Source organism: Clavibacter lycopersici (assembly GCF_003576405.1).
In the GTDB taxonomy this organism is placed as follows: Bacteria; Actinomycetota; Actinomycetes; order Actinomycetales; family Microbacteriaceae; genus Clavibacter; species Clavibacter lycopersici.
This window is the reverse complement of record NZ_QWGT01000609.1, coordinates 1-280: the sequence shown is the minus strand read 5'-3', so window position 1 is coordinate 280 and position 280 is coordinate 1. Positions and strand designations below refer to the sequence as shown.

1 pseudogene is annotated in these 280 nt (G+C 72.5%); it reads left to right on the top strand.

The features are described 5' to 3' along the window. A pseudogene (locus DZG00_RS16775) lies at positions 1-280 on the top strand (translation factor (SUA5)); the annotation flags it as partial.

The following is a 280-nucleotide window of genomic DNA, read 5'->3' as shown; positions in this document are numbered from 1 at the left end:
CTGCTTCGTGATCCGCTTCGGCCGCCCCGCCGAGCAGCTCGCCGAGCGCCTCTGGGAGAGCCGCCGCCTGTCCTTCGCGAGCTCCGCCAACCCGTCGGGCAAGGGCAACCGCGGGCGCGTCGAGGGCATCGGGGAGCGCATCGAGCAGCAGGCCGACGTCATCGTGGCGGCCGACGACTACGTCGCCTCCATCCAGCCGGGACTCGACGAGACGAGCCGCCACGAGCAGGGCGTCATGGTCTCCATGGTCGACGCGTCCGGCGCGCTCATCCCCGAGCAG